Source organism: Sulfitobacter sp. EhC04, from assembly GCF_001650875.1.
Lineage (GTDB): Bacteria > Pseudomonadota > Alphaproteobacteria > Rhodobacterales > Rhodobacteraceae > Sulfitobacter.
In genome coordinates this window covers 1-5097 of record NZ_LXYI01000088.1, presented here as the reverse complement: position 1 = coordinate 5097, position 5097 = coordinate 1, and the positions used below count along the sequence as shown (strand labels likewise).

The window sequence follows — 5097 nt, the reverse complement described above, 5'->3', positions numbered from 1 at the left end:
CCCCCCCTCTGCCCCTGACCGCCCCCTGCGCGATGCTGCTCAGCCTGACAGGCGCTGCCGATCCTCAAGCCCGATCTGCCCTGCCAGATGCTGGCGCAGCGCCTCTTTGCCGGTCGCCCGGAGATCATCGTTGAAATCCCCGAGTTGTGGCTCGAGCACATGGCACCCAATCCCGACATCTGTGGCTTTGGCGCTCAACCTCTCTGCCGCGCGTTGCCCGGCCGGATCGCGGTCGATCGCGATGTAGAGGCGCTGCAATCCCTCTGGCAGCAGGACGGCCCCGAGGTGACCCGACGAGAGCGCCGCCCAGACGGGAAGGCCGGGGGCCGCCTCGGACAGGGACAGCATGGTCTCGATGCCCTCGCCGACCACGAGGATGTTTTGCTGCGGGGTCAGCCTGACGGCATTGCCCAGGAGGTGACCCATGGCACGTCGCTGCGTTTTGACCTCCGCCTTGCCCTGTCCGTCGTGCGCAAGCCAGGTGCGATGCACACCCTGCAAGGCCCCTGCCCCATCGGTGACCGCAGCTATCAGCGCCGGTCTGGGGATGCTCCGGGTCTGGCCCTCATCCCGATGCCAGCACTTCGGGTGGAAGCGCAGCGCGCTCATCGTGCCGCCTTGGGTGATGCCTCGGGAGCGGAGGTAGGTATCAGCAAGCGTGCCTGCGACTGGCATAGAGGCTGCAAAGAGCCGCGCCGCCGCGGCTCGTGTGCCACCGGGGGCTTTGGCCTTCTTCGGCACTGGCGTATTCGGGAGGACCGGCTGGGGGCGGCCCAAATGCGCTCGGGCCTCAGTGAGAAGATCGGGAAAGCGGGAAATCCCCGTTCGCTCACGGATGATGTCGAGAAGATCACCATGCAATCCGACAGCAGCGTCCTGCCATTTGCCACGGGCTCCCGGTCCTGATGTGGGTCCAGTCAGCCGCACGAAGAGCGACCGGCCGGGATTGTTCTGCAAATCGCCGACGATCCAGTAGGACCCTTCCCGCCGTCCGGCGGGAAGGTAGGCGCGACACACGCTCTCTGCGTTCTCCGCCAGAGCGCGGATCACATCTTCAGTCTCGGAATACATGGCTCAGCACCCTCCACGCGCATGTAGTCCTGTCACGGGACAACGTGCAAGCAGACGATCAAGCACTGCGATGCCGCTGGAGTCTGCTGGGCAGAAGAGCCGCAGCTTCCAGGCGATGATCTCCGAGAAGAACCCATCTGCCTTGAGCCGGTCCTTGGCGGCACCCAAAAAGCCCGACAGTTCTATCCGGTTCACCCCCATGACGCGGGACCTGTGCAACTCCATCCCCTCGGCCAAGCGCACGACCGTCTTGCCCTCCAGAACAAGGGCATGGACCTGCGCCGCCGTGAGCTTCGGCGCATCGGCGGCCAGCGTGGTCGCGACCCAAGACGGCGAGACGCGGCGACCGATGATGCGCTGCCCATCGTCGGTTTGTAGCCGGTAGACGCGGGTCTCGTCCTGCGGCAGTTGCTTCCAGATCGGCAGCAGCAGCCCCGCCACGATGTGCAGCGTGGTTTCCGTGAATTCCGGCACCTCGGCCAGTTCCGCGGTCCAGGCGGCGGCGAAGACTGCGCGGTCGGCTTCGAGCCAGTGGGTGTCCTCCATCATCCGGGCCGGAACCGTGCTGGCCTCCGTTGGCCGGATCAGCCTCAGCCGCGGTTCGATGGTGCCGTCGTCCAGCATCAAGCTGGTCGCGGGCACCTGCACGGCAGCCCTGTTTGAGCGGCTGTTAACTAGCAAACGCGCCTTCGGATCGTCCAGCCAGTCGAGCGCATCAGCGAGCGCGGTCGGCGTGTTGCGCTGCTTTTGCGCGATGGTCAGGAGCTGGGTTTCTGCGCCGGAGCCGGGATGGGTGTAGATCACCCGTGCGTCCGTCACCTGAAAGCTCTCGGCGCGCAGCGTCTCGAGCCCGAGGTCGTAGACCCCGGCAGCGATAGCGCCCTCGATTCGCTGGTCGAGGAGTTCCTCGAAGACCGAGAACAGCACGGCCTGCATGTCGATCGTCAGCGCCAGCAGGCGATTGAGGAAAGTCGTGATCGGGGGCAGATCGTCTTTGAGGCCGTTGTCATCGGTCAGGCTGAGACCGGTGGCATCCTCGAATTCCCCAAGCGAGCAGCCCGCAACATCGCCGCGATAGATGCGGCGGTAAAGCTGGCGCAAGGCATCGCGGGCATAGGGAGACTCCAGATTGTCCTCGGGCCGGAACAGCCCCTGCCCGCCGGTTTGACGCTGGCCGCGCGTGATCGCCCCGAGCGTGTCGAGGCGACGCGCGATGGTGCTGAGGAAGCGTTTCTCTGCTTTCACATCGGTAGCAACGGGCCGGAACAGCGGTGGTTGCGCCTGGTTGGTGCGGTTGGTGCGGCCCAGTCCCTGAATGGCCGCATCGGCCTTCCAGCCCGGTTCCAGGAGGTAGTGGACCCGCAGGCGCTGGTTCTTCGCCCCGAGATCGGCGTGATAGCTGCGCCCCGTGCCGCCGGCATCCGAGAAGATCAGGATGCGCTTCTGGTCATCCATGAAGGCGGCGGTTTCCGCGAGGTTGGCAGACCCCGCCCGGCTTTCGACGACGAGCCGCGCCAAATGACCCTCGCCCTTGCGCACGATGCGGCGCGAGCGGCCCGTCACTTCCGCCACCAGATCGGTGCCGAAGCGCTGGACGATCTGGTCCAGCGCGCCGGGCACAGGCGGCAGGCTTGCCAGATGCTCGATCAGCGCATCGCGGCGGCGCACCGCCTCGCGGCATTCCACCGGCTGGCTATCGCGCGTGACCGGGCGCGAGGACAGATTGCCCTCGCTGTCAGTGAAGGGCTCGTAGAGCTGCACCGGAAAGGAATGGGCGAGGTAGTCAAGGCAGGCCTCTCTTGGCGTAATGTCAACGCGCACATCGTTCCATTCATCCGTGGGGATGTCCGACAGGCGGCGCTCCATCAGCGCCTCACCGGTTGAGACGATCTGGATGACGGCAGCATGGCCTGCTGCCAGATCAGCCTCGATGCTGGAAATGAGGCTGGGGGTCTTCATGGAGGTCAGGAGATGACCGAAGAAGCGCTGCTTGGCGGACTCGAAGGCCGAGCGTGCCGCGGATTTGGCCTGACGGTTTAGCGTGCCGCCGGATTCGCCAGTAATGTTGGCCGCTTCCAGCGCCGCGGACAGGTTCCGATGTATGACTCCGAAGGCGAGCGCATATGCATCATAGATGCCGCGCTGCTCCGGCGTCAGCGCATGTTCCAGCATCTCGTATTCGACGCCGTCATAGGACAGCGAGCGCGCCGTGTAGAGGCCAAGCGACCGCAGATCGCGGGCCAGGACCTCCATCGCGGCAACGCCGCCAGCTTCGATAGCTTGCACAAATTCCGCCCGCGTCGAAAACGGAAAGTCTTCCCCGCCCCACAGACCGAGGCGCTGCGCATAGGCAAGGTTGTGCACCGAGGTTGCCCCCGTGGCCGAAACATAGACCACGCGGGCATTCGGCAGCTTGTGCTGCAGCCGCAGACCCGCCCTGCCCTGCTGCGAGGCCGTAACATCGCCGCGCTCGCCCTTGCTTCCTGCGGCGTTGGCCATGGCATGGCTTTCATCGAACAGGATCACCCCGTCGAAATCAGCCCCGAGCCAGTCGACGATCTGGTCAACGCGGGACTTTTTTGCAGCCCGCTCCTCGGAGCGCAGCGTGGCATAGGTTGTGAACAGAATGCCCTCGGAGAGCGGGATGTCGCGGCCTTGTGCAAAACGCGACAGCGGCGTGACCAGCAAGCGTTCCTGGCCAAGGGCAGACCAGTCGCGCTGAGCGTCCTCGAGAAGCTTGTCACTCTTCGAGATCCAGAGCGCCTTGCGCCGACCCTGAGCCCAGTTGTCGAGCACAATCCCGGCCGACTGGCGGCCCTTGCCCGCCCCGGTGCCGTCGCCAAGGAAGAAGCCGCGGCGGAAACGGACGGCGTCAGCGCCATCGTCCGGCGCGGCCGAGACCATGTCGCCGGTCTCATCGACGGTCCAAGACCCCGCGAGATAAGCGCCATGCGCCTCGCCCGCGTAGATCACAGTCTCAAGCTGCGCGTCGGACAGAAGGCCATCGCGCAGAATGGCGGCTGGAAGCTTGGGCCGGTAGCTGGGTTTTGGGGGCGCGACCGAAGCCAAGGCCGCAGATTGCACAAGCTTGGTCGGGTGCGGTTCCGCTCCGGGAATGTCGATCGCCTGCAGACGGAAGGTCTCATAAATAGCATCCGACAGGCGCGCGCTGGCCCCGTCCTCGGTTGCATCGCGCAGGGTATAGGCGAGGTCTGCGGCCTCGATCTGCACCGCGGTGTTGGTGGGGGCTGTTGCAGGCGTGGCGCGCGACGAGCTGATGCCTGTGCGCGTGGTGCGGGCAGGATTTCCCGGGAAGGGGGAAGTGGGGCCCTGCCCGGCTGGTGCGACCTGCGCCAGTTCGAGGCGCGGGGGGACATGGGTAGTGATCAGCGACAGCAGGCTGGCGACATCAGGCGATATCGGGCGCGCCAGATCGGCTGTGATGCCGCCCGCCTCGCCACCGCGGCATTTGTCGAAGACCGAAATCCGCGTCTCAAAGCTGGTGCCGTGCTTGGCGAAGGCGGCACCGGACACCGCACCCGTAAAGACCAGATGCGCGGTCTCGGTCAGGCGCCCGAAGGTCTCAGCCCAGGCGGGCGCATCGGGCGCGAAGCCCGCACCGGTGATGGCGACCAACCGTCCGCCGGGGGCCAGACGCGCGAGCGCCGAGCGCAGATGCCGGGCTGTCGCCTCAGTGCTGCGGGCGTCGACATTCGCCACCGCCGAGAATGGCGGGTTCATCAGGATGGCGCTCGGGCGCAGATCCGCGTCGAGATGATCGTCGATCTGTGCAGCGTCGAAGCAAGTGACAGGCCGACCCGGAAACAGTCGACGCAGGAGATCAGCGCGGGTGTCGGCCAGCTCGTTCAGCGCGAGGCTGCCGCCCGCGATTTCTACGAGGACCGCCAGAAGGCCTGTTCCGGCCGATGGCTCCAGCACCAGATCGCGCGCGGTGATCTGTGCTGCAGCCAGTGCCGCCAGCCCCATGGGCAGCGGCGTCGAGAACTCCGATGACCATTCGTCAAG

At 66.0% G+C, this 5097-nt stretch carries 2 protein-coding genes; both read right to left on the bottom strand.

What is annotated here, in order from left to right:
• Positions 1-39: 39 nt before the first annotated feature.
• The gene (locus A8B82_RS21640; RefSeq protein WP_067297302.1) at positions 40-1071 is read right to left on the bottom strand and encodes a DUF7146 domain-containing protein; all 1032 of its coding nucleotides are present in this window, start codon (positions 1069-1071) and stop codon (positions 40-42) included.
• A gap of 3 nt (positions 1072-1074) precedes the next feature.
• On the bottom strand, positions 1075-5097 hold a 4023-nt coding region (locus tag A8B82_RS21635; protein WP_067297299.1), incomplete at its 5' end, for a strawberry notch family protein.

Bases quoted from the DNA above. Each gene is read 5' to 3' on its own strand.
- A8B82_RS21640 (WP_067297302.1), bottom strand. From the start codon at position 1,071: ATGTATTCCGAGACTGAAGATGTGATCCGCGCTCTGGCGGAGAACGCA.